Raw genomic sequence first — 14,728 nt, 5'->3', positions numbered from 1 at the left:
ACCTCAAGGAGAGAGCCGCCCGCCGGGGGAGCGAAGCGCCCGGCAACACCCGTCTCGCGGTAAGGCCATGCGGCGTTCACGCAGGGAACAGCCGCAAAATGGCCGCCACTACGCACATCCCCCCTCGCCCATAAGCGCCACCGATTCCACACCGACAACCATCTCGGGTGTCCAGAGGGCGGAGCGCCTATGGGGTCCCCCTTGGCAAGGGGGATTTAGGGGGATTGAAACGCTTTTTGTGGACGGTCCACAATCCAACCAAAGAAAGGGAAGATAATCATCATGCAACGAGTTGACGTCAAAGAGAAGGCACGTGCCAGAGAATTACGCGTGTTAGATAAATGGAAAACGGAGAACACATTCAAAAGATCCATCGAAAACCGGGAGGGCAAGCCAAACTTCGTATTTTATGAAGGGCCGCCTACAGCAAACGGTAAACCGCATATCGGTCACGTACTGGGACGCGTAATCAAGGATTTTGTTGGACGGTATAACACGATGAAGGGTTACCGTGTTGTTCGTAAAGCAGGCTGGGATACACATGGTCTGCCTGTAGAGCTGGGTGTACAGAAGAAGCTGGGTATCTCCCACAAGTGGGAAATCGAAGATTACGGCGTGGAAAAATTCATTAACGAATGTAAAGCGAGCGTATTCGAGTACGAGCAACAATGGCGTGATCTGACAGAAGGTATCGGATACTGGACGGATATGGATAACCCGTATATCACCCTTGATAACAACTACATCGAGAGTGTATGGAACATCCTGGCGACAATTCATGAGAAAGGCCTGTTGTATCGTGGTCACCGTGTGAGCCCGTATTGTCCTTCTTGTCAGACAACACTAAGTTCCCATGAAGTTGCACAAGGGTACAAAGACGTTAAAGATCTGAGTGCTACAGCGAAATTCAAACTGAATGACAGCGGAGAATTTGTACTGGCTTGGACGACAACACCTTGGACACTGCCTTCACACGTTGCACTTGCCGTGAATCCGGATATGGACTACTCCCGTGTTCGTCAAGGTGATGAAGTGTACATCATGGCAACCAATCTGGTTGAAAAAGTGATGAAAGATACCAAGGGTGAGTATGAGATCATCGGTGCACTGAAAGGTGCCGACCTGGTTGGCAAAACGTATGATCCTCCGTTCAACTACATTCAGGCTGAGAAAGCCAACATCATTCTGGGTGCAGGCTTTGTAACGGATGCAAGTGGTACGGGTATCGTACACATGGCTCCTGCCCATGGTGAAGATGACTACCGTGTATGCCGTGAGAATGGCATCAGCTTTGTGAACATGGTGGACTTGGAAGGTAAATTTGTCGCTGAAGTGACTGACTTTGCCGGACGTTTCGTGAAGGATTGTGATATTGATATCGTGCGATATCTGTCTGAGCATGGACGTTTGTTCAGCAAAGAAAAATATGAGCATAGCTATCCGTTCTGCTGGCGTTGTGATACACCGCTTCTGTACTATGCAATGGACAGCTGGTTTATCCAAACAACAGCCATCAAGGACCAATTGATTGCCAACAACAGTGAAGTGGATTGGTACCCGGGTCACGTTCGTGAAGGTCGCTTCGGGAAATTCCTCGAGGATCTGGTGGATTGGAACATCAGCCGTGATCGCTATTGGGGAACTCCGCTGAATATCTGGGTATGTGAGGAGACTGGCGAACAATTTGCTCCACACAGCATTGCAGAATTGCGTGCTCGTGCAGTAGGTGATGTGCCTGAGAATCTTGAATTGCATAAACCATATGTGGATGACGTTAAAGTCATGAGCTCTTGTGGCAAATATGAAATGAAACGTACACCGGAAGTGATCGATGTCTGGTTCGACAGCGGCTCCATGCCGTTTGCCCAGCAGCACTATCCATTTGAAAATAAAGAAGTATTCGAACAGCAGTATCCTGCTGATATGATCTGTGAAGGGATTGACCAGACACGTGGCTGGTTCTACAGCTTGCTGGCGGTTTCCACCCTTTTGACAGGCAAAGCGCCTTACAAAGCGGTTATGGCTACAGGACACGTTCTTGATGAGAACGGACAGAAGATGTCCAAATCCAAAGGTAACGTTATCGATCCTTGGGAAGTGATTGAAGAATACGGTACAGATGCATTCCGCTGGGCTTTGTTGTCTGACAGTGCACCGTGGAACAGCAAACGTTTCTCCAAAGGTATCGTAGGCGAAGCAAAATCCAAAATGGTGGATACGCTGGTCAACACCCATGCATTCCTGACGCTTTATGCTACCATTGATGGATTTGATCCACAGGAGCACCCGTTCCAACTGTCTGCACACAAGCTGGATCGCTGGATTCTGTCGAGACTGAACAGCCTGATCCTGGTTGTAGAAAAAGCGCTGTTGGTTAACGACTATCTGAACTCTTCCAAAGCGATTGAAGCATTTGTTGATGAGTTGAGTAACTGGTATATCCGTCGTTCCCGTGACCGGTTCTGGGGAAGTGGTCTGACAGAGGATAAACTGGACGCTTACCGTACATTGACTGAGGTACTGGTGACTACTGCGAAGTTGGTTGCTCCGTTTACACCGATGCTGGCAGAAGACATCTATCTGAACCTTGCAACAGGTGAGAGTGTACACATGGAAGACTATCCTGTAGCCAATGAAGCGCTGATTGATGCAGGACTGGAACAGGATATGGAGACGGCTCGCCGCGTGGTTGAACTTGCCCGTAACGTTCGTAACGAAACAGGTATCAAGACACGTCAACCGCTGTCCGAATTGATCGTTTCTCTTGATAAAGGGTTTGACCTGGCAAGTTATGAAGAAATCATCAAGGAAGAGATCAATGTAAAAGGAATCCGTACGGAGCATAATGATGCGGAATTCGTTGACTTTACATTGAAGCTGAACCTGAAAGTTGCAGGTAAGAAATACGGTAAAAACGTAGGATTCCTGCAAAACTTCTTCAAGGGAATGTCGGCCGATGAGACACGTAAAGTGGTTTCGGAGGGTATGCTGAACATCGTTTCACCGGAAGGCGAAGAGCTGCAAGTGACGAACGAAGAATTATTGGTTGATAAACAGGCCAAATCAGGTTTTGCATCAGCATCAGGTTACGGTCTGACGGTTGCGCTCAATACCGAAATCACGCCAGCATTGGAACAGGAAGGCTGGGTCCGTGAAGTGGTTCGTGCTGTGCAGGATACCCGGAAACGACTGGACCTGCCGATTGAGAAAAGAGTACGTTTGACGCTGGATGTGGATGCATCCCTTCAGGAAGCTATTCAGGCGTTTGATGATGTGTTGCGTGAAAATGTTCTCGTAACCGAAGTTACATTTGGCTCGAATGAGTCCATGGAACGTGTTGAAGCCGGAGGCAAATCGATCGGTATTTACATCGAAGCGTAATTCGGAGCATGTCCCATCCAATTAAGACAGAATATAGAGCATAAACAAACGAGCCGCAGAGGCAGGGACATATTCCCTGTATCTGGGCTCGTTTGTTTTTTAGGCAAAAAGGCAATGATTCTATAGTGCAGTCAATCTATATTGATCAAAGGAACTGACCAAAACATGAGCGAACATGACAAGCAAACCGCATCCACTTCACAACAATCAACATCAGATAATCTGAATTCCCATGACAAAATTGAAGAGTTACATACCCTGACGAACCGTCTGGCGAATGAACTGGAACGTTCACGAATAGCGCAATACACAGAATTGCTGAACAGACCATGGAAATTGATTGGACTTAACCTGTTGTCAGGAGCCGCCCGAGGTGTGGGGATCGCGATTGGGTTTACCTTTTTCGCAGCAACGATCATTTACGTTTTACAGCTACTTGGGGCGCTCAATCTTCCCATTGTTGGAGACTACATCGCTGATATTGTGCGCATTGTCCAGCGTCAGCTTGATATGAACACCTATTAAGCGATTAAAGGTGAAGGATATCAAAGTGCATTTAGTACATGTCATCCGTCTCCATATCCGGTTCTAACAGACCCTCGCCCTCACGGTTCTCCAGGTACTGGCGATATTGCCGATTGCGCACGATGGAGACGTCATGACCATAGATGTCTGTTGCAACAAAGCTTTCGTACGCTTCAACGCAGCCTTCCACTTCATCGGTGGCTTCAATCGCCATAACATCATAGCTGTCGATATCACGCCCTTCAGCCATGGCTGGTGAGTTCGATGTGCCCCAGCTCTCAACGATCTGCCAGGCATCCTCGCCATCGAAGCCATTTTGGTCATCACGTTCGTCCAGACTGGTTCGACCAAATGCCGGGGCAAGGAATTCTTCCTCTACAGGACGGTTCTCAGAGACAACGGTTTCCGGTTGATGTTTTTTGCAGTATTTGGTGTAGGGAACAGCTTCCATGCGTTCATAAGGGATGGGTTGCTGGCAGACCGCACATGTACCGTAATGTCCTTCTTCGATGGAGTGCAGTGCAGAATCGATACGTTCCAATTGGAATTCATCATGTTCCAGCAGGGAAATATCTTTCTCGCGTTCATACACCTCCGTGGCTATGTCACCAGGATGGTTATCAATTGGTGATAATTCACCTGTCTGTAGTTTAAGGGAATCTCCAAGGCCATAATGCTCGTTTTCCGAAAGTCTATGTTCAATATCGCGCTTATCGGACATCAGTTGGGAACGTAAAAATTGCAGTTGTTCGTTAGTAAAATGTGACATGATTTTCCCCTTTCTGCTTTCATGCTGGAATCCGGATTTTGACTCTATTGTAGGATGTGCCATTAAGGGCAAGATTACAGAAGGGAAATGTTATCGTTTTTGCCATAAGCATTGCTGATACAGCGCGTCGTGGACGATTTCCAAACAGCTGTGCTACAATAAACAAGTCTGGCGTAAGCCTGGTATCGTTTGGAAAAGACAAGAACGGAGTGACAAACAAACGTGGTGTATTATATCCTCGCTTTTATCGTATTTTTATTGGATCAGGGAACCAAGTATCTGATTGCAACCCGGATGGAACTCAGAGAAGAAATTCCGGTCATCGGCAATTTCTTTGTCATCACATCACATCGTAATTCAGGGGCAGCATTTGGCATTCTGCAAGACCAGCGTTGGTTCTTTATCGTGGTTACGTTGATTGTGGTCGTTGCCTTGATTTGGTATTTGCAAAAGGTAAAAGATACCCCGCACAAATTGCTGCCTGTGGCGCTTAGTCTGGTGCTTGGTGGAGCAATTGGCAACTTCCTTGACCGGGCATTGACCGGAGAAGTTGTAGATTTTGTACAGCTTAATTTTGGAAGTTATACGTTTCCCATTTTTAACATCGCCGATTCGGCAATCTGCATCGGTGTAGCGTTGATCATTGTGGAGACGTTGCTTGAAGGACGGCGCGAAAAAGCAGCCGCGAAGATTGAAGGGAATGAACATCATGAGTAATCCGAATAAGGAACAGATTAACGACGAAGAACTAATGAATGGCAATGAACGTATGGAATGGACCGTTGCCGCTGAACATAAAAAAGAACGAATTGACAAATATATTACGGAAGCCGTGGATAACGTATCTCGCTCCCAAGTTCAATTGTGGATCGGAGACGGAATGGTTACGGTAAATGGTGCTGTAGTCAAAGCCAATGCCAAGTTATCCGTAGGGGATCTGGTTGAGTTACAGATTCCAGAACCAGCTGCTGTGGAGATCATTGCCGAAGATATTCCGCTGGAAGTGGTATATGAAGATAGCGACCTGATCGTGATCAACAAACAGCGTGGTCTTGTGGTGCATCCGGCACCAGGACACACGTCGGGTACCCTCGTTAATGCACTCATGTATCATTGCAAAGACCTCTCGGGTATTAATGGGGAGTTGCGTCCTGGTATTGTGCATCGTATCGATAAGGATACATCTGGCCTGATTATGGCTGCCAAGAACGATCGTGCGCATGCATCACTGGCTGCTCAGTTGAAGGAACATACGGTGAATAGACGGTATATTGCGCTTGTTCATGGTCATCTTAACCATGATCAAGGGACCATTGATGCACCGATTGGACGCGATACCAATGACCGCAAAATGTATACGGTCACAGAACGTAACAGTAAACATGCCGTTACGCATTTTACCGTTACAGAGCGGATTAATGATTACACCTTGCTGGAATTGAAACTGGAGACAGGACGTACTCACCAGATTCGGGTTCACATGAAATTTATTGGTCACCCACTTGTAGGAGATCCAACTTATGGACGGAATAAAGGCATCAAAATGCAAGGACAGGCTCTTCATGCGGCCATTCTTGGATTTGTGCATCCAACAACGGGAGAATACCTTGAATTTTCAGCTCCGATTCCGCAAGATATGGAAGACGTGCTCGCCTCGCTACGCAGTCGTTAACAGCTCCAAGAAAGTACAAATGTTCGGATACTTTGTCCATGGCTTTGATCACGCAAATGCTTCATATTAAAGTGTAGAAATTTGCGTCAAATGAGGAGATGAACAACGTTATGAGTATCGATAAATACCAAGAAACTTACATTCAGACTAATTTTGCCGACCGTATCGGTGGCTCCAACTATGGTAAAGACACGAACATTTATAAATTCGAGAAAATCAAACGTGCCAAAGCTTCGGCCAAAAAAGATTTTCCCGATGTGGAACTGATTGACCTTGGTGTAGGTGAACCGGACGAAATGGCTGATGCAGGCATTGTAGCTGCACTTGCAGAAGAAGCTTCCAGACCTGAGAACCGTGGTTATGCTGACAATGGTATTCCTGAATTCAAAGCTGCTGCTGCTTCCTACCTGAAAAACGTATTCAACGTAGAAGGTATCGATGCAGATACTGAGATCGTGCACTCCATTGGTTCAAAACCGGCTTTGGCGATGATGCCTTCATGCTTCATCAATCCGGGTGATGTGACGATCATGACCGTTCCAGGTTACCCGGTTATGGGTACACATACGAAGTATCTGGGTGGAGAAGTGTTCAACATTCAATTGACGAAAGAGAACAACTTCTTGCCTGATCTGACGGCTATTCCGGAAGACATCGCAAAACGTGCGAAGTTGCTCTACCTGAACTATCCGAACAACCCAACAGGTGCAAGTGCAACAGTGGAGTTCTTCACTGAAGTCGTGGAGTGGGCGAAGAAATACAACGTAGTTGTTGTACATGATGCTCCATATGCAGCATTGACGTATGATGGCAAAAAACCGTTCAGCTTCCTCTCGGTACCTGGTGCGAAGGATGTCGGCGTAGAGCTGCACTCTCTGTCCAAGTCCTACAACATGACAGGTTGGAGAATCGGATTTGTAGCGGGTAACCCGCTTGTAGTCAAAGCATTCAGCGACGTGAAGGACAACAATGACTCCGGTCAGTTCATCGCGATTCAAAAGGCTGCTGCTTATGGATTGAATCACCCTGAGATCACGGAAAAAATTGCAGAGAAATATTCCCGTCGTCACGACATGCTCGTTGCCGCACTGAACGAACTGGGCTTCCAGGCTGAAAAACCTAAAGGTTCATTCTTCCTGTATGTTGAAGCACCAAAAGGTGTGGTTGGTGGACGTCGCTTCGAATCCGGCGAAGATTTCTCCCAATTCCTGATCCGTGAGAAACTGATCTCATCCGTACCTTGGGATGATGCGGGTAACTTTGTTCGTTTCTCCGTAACCTTTGAAGCGAAGGGTGAAGAGGAAGAGAAACGTGTTATTGCTGAGATCAAACGTCGTCTGAGCGACGTACAATTTGAATTTTAATCGCAGTACCCAATAGTTAAATCATGTACTAACGAAGAGACCGGATACGGTCTCTTTTTTTATGCCCATATTAGATTTTTTTCATTTACTCCCTTTACAAAATTATACAAGCAACATATGATTAGATCTTTACGTTATTTGTTATATACAGAAGTTGTTTTTGAAGGGAGTTATTTCAATTGTTATCATCACGAACAAGTACGGTGTCCTCACCGGCAACAGGAACAGGTAGTACAGTGTCAGGATTATTCAGATTGTTAAGACCCAAACAGTGGACCAAAAATCTGCTGTTATTTGCTGCGTTACTATTCTCTTTTGAGGAGATTCGGACTGAAACCATTCTTGCGACGTTGCTTGGTTTTATTCTATTTAGCCTCGTTGCAGGCTGTGTGTATATTTTAAATGACTTTGTAGACCGGGACAGGGATCGACAGCATCCGGTGAAAAAGTATCGTCCCATGGCTTCTGGGCAGGTGAATCCGAGTCATGCTTTGTTGTTTGGCATTCTTCTATTAATCCTTTCCGTAGGAACGGCCTTCATGATGAACCCTCTATTCGGGGTGTTATGTATCGTCTATTTCCTGTTGAATGTATCATATTCATTTGTGCTGAAACATCTCGTTATCCTGGATATGATGACCATTGCAGCCGGTTTTGTACTTCGTGCCATTGCAGGTGGTGTGCTGATCCATGTGCCATTTACGCCGTGGTTTTTGATCTGTACAATGCTGTTGTCGTTGTTTTTGGCTATTGGCAAACGCAGAAATGAACTTACGTTGCTTGAGGGAAATACGGGATCACATCGTAAGGTTTTGGATAACTACTCCATTACGTTACTGGATCAATTCAATACGATTGTGACGACAGCTACGATTATCAGTTATTCCCTGTTCACATTCACTTCAGATCGAACCATTCATCTCATGTGGACGATTCCATTGGTTATTTACGGCATGTTCCGTTACCTGTATCTGATCCACATGAAGGACCAGGGAGGTTCGCCCGATCGTGTGCTGTTTGAGGACAAGCCCATATTAATTACGGTTACGTTGTATGTGATAAGTGTTATTACAATCTTTGCAATCTTTGAATAAAAGCTGAGGGGGATCAGGGTGAAAAGCACGAAAGTTGCCATTTTTGATATTGATAAAACGATCATACGCAGTGATTCCATGTTTCAATTTGTGCATTACGGAGTTCGCCGTTACCCGTGGCAGGTATGGAGATTACCTGTTATTGCATTACATACCGTGTTATTCAAGGCAGGCTTCATGACGGTTGAACAAGTCAAACGATCCTACTTTCAAGAAATTGAGCGTATGTCTGAAAAAGATCTCGAACATTTCTTTGATACTCGTTTGCGTACGTCCATTTTTGCCGAGGCCAGTGTAGAGATGCAACATCGCAAAGAAGCAGGTTATCATGTCTTGCTGGTAACTGCATCTCCTCATGCCTATATGAAATACTTTAATAATTTTCCGTGGGTGGATCACGTAATTGGAACTGAACTTGTCCGCCATGCGAATGGTTACACATGCAGAGTTGATGGCAGCAATTGCAAAGGGGAAGAGAAAGTACGCCGAATTCAGGCTTATCTGAGTGAGAAGAATATGGTCATTGATTATGACCAGTCATGTTCCTACTCGGATTCTTTATCCGACCTTCCAGTCATGCAGCTTGTAAGTCAACGATACTTTATTAACAAGCGTGTACCAGACATGGAGGCATTAACGTGGGGGAAATAAAATCGCGTCATACTGGTAAATGGTTGATGCTCGTTTCCGCTTTTCTGACAGCAACGGGTCAATTGTTCTGGAAATGGGGACTAACCGAGTGGATCTACCTGGGTGTTGGTTTTCTGTGTTATGGACTTGGAGCGATTTTGATGATCAAAGCTTTTGCTCTGGAAAAACTCTCTGTTGCTTATCCTCTGATGTGTGCCAGCTACGTATTTGCCTTAATCTATGGGTATTTTTTGCTTGGGGAAGAAATTACGGTGCAAAAGCTGGCAGCAGTTGTGTTGCTTGGAATCGGGGTGACATTAACCAGTGTTGATCGATAGCTGGATGGTTGCCGTATTAATTGTCATGACGTTGTGTGGTGCACTGGGCGGGGCCGGACTGAAAGCTTATGCTTCCAGTCGCAATCGTCTGCATGTATCCATGGGACTTGGATTCTACGGAACGGGTGCGTTGCTGAATATTGTATTGCTGAAGTTTCTTCCATTAACTGTAGTGTTGCCTGCGAACGCATTAACATATGTGTGGACTCTTATCATAGCGCGACTGGTATTTAAAGAGACAGTGGGCCCTTTACGCTGGATCGGTGTGGCATGTATTATGGGTGGCTTACTATTACTGGTATTTTAGAACTTAATTAATCAGGATGTGAAAAGAAAGCATGAACTTTTTAGATTACTTATTTTATAATCGCAGAGCCAACTGGACAGCCTTTTACCTGTTTGCAGGATTTGCTCTGTTCTATGGTTTAATGAACGGCTCGTATGTTCTGTACATTGAAAATAATGCAGAGATGCTTGGGGCCTATAGCCCATTTAATACAACGCTGTTTCCAATCAATTTATTCAACTTTGATCCTTCAATGTATTATGGGGACAACAGTTCTTCCGTGATCCATCCGCTGATCTCCTTTCTCGCAGTCACCCTTGCGGCTGTAGCGAAGCTTCTGGGAGGCAACTGGTTCTTTCTAATCCTGCAATCGCTGGTGAATGCGGGTTCGGTGGTGCTGGCGTATCTGTTCCTGAGTCAAAAAGAAGATAAACAGACCATCGTACCGTTGCTGTTCGCCTTACTGTTTGGTTTCAGTTCCTACCTGATGTATACTGCGTTGATTCCGGACTCGTATCCGTATGTACAGTTCGTTATCTTTCTCTCTGTAGTTTACATGCAATATACTCGTGAGCGTCAGGACGTACGTTATGTACCCAACGCATTGCTTGCATCGATTAACTTTGGACTAACCTCGACCAATATCGTACCATTTGCTGCTGCCACATTCTTCAATATGCATGCATGGCGCAATAAGGCGAATTTGAAAAAATACATCGGCATCATGGCACTGGCGGTTCTGGTCATCGTCGTATTAACTGGCATTCAGTATGTTGCCTTTGGAGGTCGCAGCTGGGTTAGTAACTGGCTGTTGGGCATTCAAAATGGTGGAACAAGCTATGCAACACCATTCCAGTTCGCTGTTCATTGGAAAGCATTGAACATGTTAACCATTAATCCGATGCTGACACCGAAGATGCATTTACTGGACCCGGGCATGGCGGCCTTTGTTACGGATCTATCACGTTCCAATCCAATCTATGTGCAGATGACAGGTATCTTTGTTTTACTACTGGCATTCATGGGCTTCATTAAGGGTATTCGTGAACGTGAAGTGTGGACCCTGGTGCCATATATTCTGTTTGCCTTTTTTCTTCATGTCGTCGTGGGCTTTGGTCTGGCTGTATTTCAATATGATATGTACCTGTATGCGGGGCATTATCTGTTTGCGTTTTTCCTGTTGGGTGGAGGTTTCGTCATCAGCCTTCGTCCGGGATTGAGGAAAAAATTGGTTATAGGCTTGATCATGTTATGTGTCATCGTTACGGTAAGTAACAACATCTATCGCCATGTAGAAACATTAACAACAATCAAACAATCCTATAATCAGTTGGAACAGGAACGCTCAGTGAAATAGTCAAATAGTAAATGTATCGATTCATATAATGAAACGAGAAAAGGCCATTGGATGTAAAGTCCAATGGCCTTTTCTTAATTAGTGTTGAGCAAAATGAGTTAAGCAATAATTTTGGTCTTCTTGGCATTCTCGGCTGAACGTTTGGTGAGACTGCTGAGTGGACGTTTCAAAGCGAGAGCAACAATGAGACTCAGCGCGATGAACATACACAACCACAGAATATCCTTGATGGCAGTAGACCACAATATGCCGCCGACCGACTCACGCAGCAGACTGATCGCATACGTGAAGGGCATGAACGGATTCAATGCCTGGAAAAAGGGAGATGTCATGCTGATTGGGAACGTACCGCCGGAGCTGGAGAACTGGAACACCATGAAGATAATGGCGATCCCTTTTCCGATATTTCCAAATACGGACAGCAGGGTGTACGTTATGGTGACAAATACGGCACTCACCAGCATGGCAAACAGGACAAACCACAGTTTATCTGCAACATAGGTACCCAGGATTAAGATATCTCCCAGGGTGACACATATCGCCTGAAGTAACCCAATGGTCAGAAAAGTAGCGAGACGTCCAAGATACAACTCATATCCCCGGAACTTACCCCCAGGATTCTCAGCTTCGGCACGAAGCAGAGAAATCAACAGTGTTGAGCCAACCCACAGAGACAGCACGCCATAAAATGGTGACATAGCCGATCCATAATTCGGAATTGGGTAAAGCTGTTGTTCCTTAATTTGCACCGGACTTGCAAGAAAAGCACTTTCTTCTTCGATATCGCCGCGCAAAAGTTTGGCGATTTCGGCAAACTGGTTATTACCTTCGACCTCACGAAGTTTGTCAGCAGCCTTGCTGATGGCACTTTCCAATGCTGGCAGATCATCACGTACCAGCGTGGCAACTCTGTGAACTCCTTTTTCGACCTCCGGAAGCTGGTTCTGGACAAAATCCGATGCCTTGCCTATCTGTTTCTCGGCATTAGGCAGATCATTACGAACAAAGTCAGCGGCTTCGTTCAGTTTGTTTCCCAGCTTGGGCAGTTCGTTTCGAATTAATGAAGACACTGTGTTCAGAGCTTGGATAAAACCTTCACTTTTGTTCGCGAGTGTCTCTGATATCTCATGGATCTTAGATTGTATTTGAGGCAGTTCGCTCTGGATTTTTGTCAACTCGGTCTGCCCAAACGTAATCCCTTCTTTGGCTGATGCAAGAATGTCTGCAATATCCGGAATACGATCTTTTGCTCCTTGTAGAGTTTCTGCTGAAGTGGAGAGGGTAGACCTGAACTTATCCGCACCAGCTGCAAGTGCAGGAGATATTTCACTTTCATAGGTGTTTAAGATATTGCCAATCCCGCTGCTGATGTCCTTCGAGAGTGTATTTAACTGAGCGATGACGTCTGTCGGTGGAGTTGTATTACGACGCATGGCATCACTGATGATGCCAGTCAAGCGGATTTGCAACTGAAGTTTATCAGAAATGGAGTTCAGTTGTGTAATTTTATCGGCAAGCGGTTGGCTTGGAAGCAATTTATTGATGTTGCCCAATAGTTCTGCCATACTGTCCACGAGTTTTACCGCAATCCCTAAACGCGAAGCAATCCGGTCGAGATCTTCTGCTGTAGGAAGGTTACTAAGATCAGAATGTTGCAATTGTGCAAATACGTCTCCTGCAGCGTTAGTAATCTGCTGCACCAGCAGCAGATTTTGGCGGATCGCCGGGCCAATTGTCTGAAACGCTTCTTCACTGGAATCCACGAACTGATTTAATCCCTCAGCAAGCTCAATCCCGTTGCCAGCGATTTGTGATACTTTGTCCAAATCTTGCTCTGCTGCCGTTACGATAGACAGAGCTTTGTTGGTTTTATCCAACGCTGTTTGGATGACATCTGATACCTGGCCAAAGTTTTCATCCACTTCTCGAATGCGTTCTACCGCTTTTTGTATATCCGGTATCCGCCCTTGAATAGCCAGCACTTCGGAAGCCGCATCATTGATTTGTGGCCAATACTCCTGCACCTTGAGCACATACTGTGCTGCTTCATTGATTTCAGGCAGTTTTTTCTCGATTTCAACGATCTTTTGAGCATCTTTTACAATCTCGGGCATGGCTTTTTCTACTTCCAGAACCTTTTGACCTGCGGCTTGAATAGCCGGAAGATTTTTCTCCAGTGTAAAAATGCCATTCTCCATCTTGCGCAAAGTTGGAAGCTGGGTGTTAATTTCAACCCCGGCTTCCTTCAACTTGGTTAGAACGGCCTCACTGACGGCTTCAGTGAAACTTTCATTGATTTGTGTTGTTATGGCAGATACACCGGAGCCTGTGATTTTAGGAGCAATGGCATTGACTTTCTCATTAACGGTATAGATTACCTCTGGACGTTCCAGCTTTCCGTCAACGATACCTGTAATTTTGGACGAAAAGTCTCCGGGAATGAGCAGGCTTGCATAATATTCTCCTGTTTGTACCCCCCGACTAGCCTCAGTCCAATCTACAAAAGTCCAGCCCAGCTTCTCGTTGTGTTTGAGGCTGGTTACCAGTTCGTCTCCGATATTAACGTTGGTTCCTTCAACAGTCGCACCCTCATCCTCGGTTGTCACTGCAATTTTGATCCCTTGAGTGTTACTGTATGGGTCCCAGACGGATTTCACATTGACCCAGTCATATACCCCGGGTAGTAGAATAATAGCCACAATTAGAAATATACCTGTGGGGACCTTCAGAATATGCAACCAGTCTGTTTTGTAAACGTGCCAAATGTGACGCATGACTTCCTCCTAAATGTACATAAATGTAGGGCGTATCTTATTTCTATGTCGCTTATTTGTGAATCTTATGTATATCGGCATTATTGCAGCATCTATGAATGGGTTCATGTTTATAAACTGTACCCATTCCACTCGTTGCTAATTCGGAATCTTCATATATTACTTAAATAAAACTCACCGTTTGTTCTAAAAAGAAGTGTCTGTCTCTACTTGAGTATAGTCAGAGGTTTATTTTGGTTATATCAAATTTCTCATTTGCCTATGGATAAATATGCAGAAATGATGTATAATTATGAATAACCAATGAGATGTATTGTGCATGGATGTTTTTCAGCCTAACTGCTGATTCTAAGAAGAACGTAGCAGAGGGTTTTCACCTGCGATGGTGAGGTGTTGACAGGGGGTTGTCTTTCTGTCATAATTCATGAAGACAAACGGACATATTGAGTACAGAACCCTGTGAGGTCCTGCAATATGAACGACATGAATAGCACCTTTAAATCAGTCCCGTGAGACTGGCAAGGTAACGTGAACGATA

The 14,728-nt window shown here is 45.4% G+C and carries 12 protein-coding genes; 10 read left to right on the top strand and 2 right to left on the bottom strand.

The window, feature by feature from the left end; genetic code table 11:
• The first annotated feature begins 282 nt into the window (after positions 1 to 282).
• Together ileS and ACE04G_RS24475 are read left to right on the top strand one after the other, a co-directional pair.
• Positions 283 to 3,381 carry an isoleucine--tRNA ligase gene (ileS, locus tag ACE04G_RS24480; RefSeq protein ID WP_405118019.1) on the top strand — a complete coding sequence of 1,033 codons (3,099 nt, stop codon included), beginning with the start codon at positions 283 to 285 and terminating at the stop codon, positions 3,379 to 3,381.
• 165 nt (positions 3,382 to 3,546) lie between these two features.
• Positions 3,547 to 3,906 carry a DUF5665 domain-containing protein gene (locus ACE04G_RS24475; protein ID WP_017687319.1) on the top strand — a complete coding sequence of 120 codons (360 nt, stop codon included), beginning with the start codon at positions 3,547 to 3,549 and terminating at the stop codon, positions 3,904 to 3,906.
• A gap of 31 nt (positions 3,907 to 3,937) precedes the next feature.
• On the opposite strand, the gene ACE04G_RS24470 is transcribed toward ACE04G_RS24475, so the two are convergent.
• Positions 3,938 to 4,675 carry a TraR/DksA C4-type zinc finger protein gene (locus ACE04G_RS24470; RefSeq protein ID WP_076211518.1) on the bottom strand — a complete coding sequence of 246 codons (738 nt, stop codon included), beginning with the start codon at positions 4,673 to 4,675 and terminating at the stop codon, positions 3,938 to 3,940.
• Between the two features lie 222 nt (positions 4,676 to 4,897).
• Here ACE04G_RS24470 and lspA point away from each other — a divergent pair, with 222 nt between their 5' ends.
• The 8 genes from lspA to ACE04G_RS24430 all read left to right on the top strand — a co-directional run bounded on the left by lspA (position 4,898) and on the right by ACE04G_RS24430 (position 11,416).
• Positions 4,898 to 5,392 carry a signal peptidase II gene (gene lspA, locus ACE04G_RS24465; RefSeq protein WP_091028497.1) on the top strand — a complete coding sequence of 165 codons (495 nt, stop codon included), beginning with the start codon at positions 4,898 to 4,900 and terminating at the stop codon, positions 5,390 to 5,392.
• Positions 5,385 to 6,347 carry an RluA family pseudouridine synthase gene (locus ACE04G_RS24460; RefSeq protein ID WP_449004877.1) on the top strand — a complete coding sequence of 321 codons (963 nt, stop codon included), beginning with the start codon at positions 5,385 to 5,387 and terminating at the stop codon, positions 6,345 to 6,347. Before lspA ends, ACE04G_RS24460 begins: the two co-directional genes overlap by 8 nt.
• 110 nt (positions 6,348 to 6,457) lie before the next feature.
• A complete protein-coding gene (locus ACE04G_RS24455) occupies positions 6,458 to 7,711 on the top strand; it encodes an LL-diaminopimelate aminotransferase (RefSeq protein WP_036674844.1) in 1,254 nt (417 codons plus the stop codon).
• 203 nt (positions 7,712 to 7,914) lie between these two features.
• Positions 7,915 to 8,805, top strand: coding sequence for a decaprenyl-phosphate phosphoribosyltransferase (locus ACE04G_RS24450; protein ID WP_339185425.1), 891 nt, complete (start codon positions 7,915 to 7,917; stop codon positions 8,803 to 8,805).
• Positions 8,806 to 8,823: 18 nt separating this feature from the next.
• Complete coding sequence (locus tag ACE04G_RS24445; protein WP_339177952.1) at positions 8,824 to 9,456, top strand: HAD family hydrolase; 633 nt, start codon at positions 8,824 to 8,826, stop codon at positions 9,454 to 9,456.
• 26 nt (positions 9,457 to 9,482) lie between these two features.
• Complete coding sequence (locus tag ACE04G_RS24440) at positions 9,483 to 9,773, top strand: EamA family transporter (RefSeq protein ID WP_197997836.1); 291 nt, start codon at positions 9,483 to 9,485, stop codon at positions 9,771 to 9,773.
• Entirely contained in the window at positions 9,760 to 10,080 is a 321-nt protein-coding gene (locus ACE04G_RS24435; RefSeq protein ID WP_339177950.1) for a DMT family transporter, read from the top strand. Before ACE04G_RS24440 ends, ACE04G_RS24435 begins: the two co-directional genes overlap by 14 nt.
• A gap of 31 nt (positions 10,081 to 10,111) precedes the next feature.
• Positions 10,112 to 11,416, top strand: coding sequence for a DUF6080 domain-containing protein (locus ACE04G_RS24430; RefSeq protein WP_339177947.1), 1,305 nt, complete (start codon positions 10,112 to 10,114; stop codon positions 11,414 to 11,416).
• Positions 11,417 to 11,514: 98 nt separating this feature from the next.
• Here ACE04G_RS24430 and ACE04G_RS24425 read toward each other — a convergent pair whose 3' ends face one another.
• Positions 11,515 to 14,190 carry a YhgE/Pip domain-containing protein gene (locus ACE04G_RS24425; protein ID WP_449004876.1) on the bottom strand — a complete coding sequence of 892 codons (2,676 nt, stop codon included), beginning with the start codon at positions 14,188 to 14,190 and terminating at the stop codon, positions 11,515 to 11,517.
• Between the last annotated feature and the right edge of the window lie 538 nt (positions 14,191 to 14,728).

Source organism: Paenibacillus sp. AGC31 (assembly GCF_057334655.1).
This window is presented reverse-complemented; position numbering and strand designations above follow the sequence as displayed.

What these genes read in the sequence shown, in the direction of transcription:
- ACE04G_RS24455 (WP_036674844.1), top strand. Translation starts at nt 6,458, where the DNA reads ATGAGTATCGATAAATACCAAGAAACTTACATTCAGACTAATTTTGCC.
- ACE04G_RS24425 (WP_449004876.1), bottom strand. Translation starts at nt 14,190, where the DNA reads ATGCGTCACATTTGGCACGTTTACAAAACAGACTGGTTGCATATTCTG.
- ACE04G_RS24440 (WP_197997836.1), top strand. Translation starts at nt 9,483, where the DNA reads ATGCTCGTTTCCGCTTTTCTGACAGCAACGGGTCAATTGTTCTGGAAA.
- ACE04G_RS24475 (WP_017687319.1), top strand. Translation starts at nt 3,547, where the DNA reads ATGAGCGAACATGACAAGCAAACCGCATCCACTTCACAACAATCAACA.
- ileS (WP_405118019.1), top strand. Translation starts at nt 283, where the DNA reads ATGCAACGAGTTGACGTCAAAGAGAAGGCACGTGCCAGAGAATTACGC.
- ACE04G_RS24470 (WP_076211518.1), bottom strand. Translation starts at nt 4,675, where the DNA reads ATGTCACATTTTACTAACGAACAACTGCAATTTTTACGTTCCCAACTG.
- ACE04G_RS24430 (WP_339177947.1), top strand. Translation starts at nt 10,112, where the DNA reads ATGAACTTTTTAGATTACTTATTTTATAATCGCAGAGCCAACTGGACA.
- ACE04G_RS24460 (WP_449004877.1), top strand. Translation starts at nt 5,385, where the DNA reads ATGAGTAATCCGAATAAGGAACAGATTAACGACGAAGAACTAATGAAT.